Source organism: Streptomyces sp. 13-12-16, from assembly GCF_002114215.1.
Lineage (GTDB): Bacteria > Actinomycetota > Actinomycetes > Streptomycetales > Streptomycetaceae > Streptomyces.
In genome coordinates this window covers 4385-4785 of the sequence record NZ_NCTE01001373.1, presented here as the reverse complement: position 1 = coordinate 4785, position 401 = coordinate 4385, and the positions used below count along the sequence as shown (strand labels likewise).

Annotated in this window: 1 protein-coding gene; it reads left to right on the top strand. The window is 77.6% G+C overall.

Annotated features, from left to right (window positions below):
- Window positions 1-321 (top strand): DUF2470 domain-containing protein (locus tag B7767_RS41065; protein WP_143652957.1); only part of this gene is annotated, 321 nt, incomplete at its 5' end.
- Window positions 322-401 lie beyond the last annotated feature (80 nt).

Below are 401 nucleotides of genomic sequence, written 5' to 3'. Positions count from 1 at the left end.
GACCGGCTCGCCGCCGCCGAGGCCCGGCTGCTGACCCACCTCGCCGACTGCCACGCCGACGCGGTCGAACGGCTGACCCGGCTGGTCGACCACGGCAGCCTGCACGGCGCGGTCCGCGTCCAGCCGCTCGCCGTCGACCGGCACGGACTGACCCTGCGCATCGAACGCCTCCGCGCGGACGGTGACGTGCGCCTGCCGTTCCACGCGCCCGCCGACGACGTAGCACAGCTCACCGAGCGCATGCACGTGCTGCTCGCCCAGGCGAGCGCCGCCTCCTGCCCCCGTGCGCTGCAGCGGCAGCGCACGGACGGCGACGGATGACGCGGAGGACCCGGCCACCCGGGTGGCCTCCGGCCGCGCACGTCACCGGGAGCGGTGGGAGGCGCCCCCGCGCTTGCGGC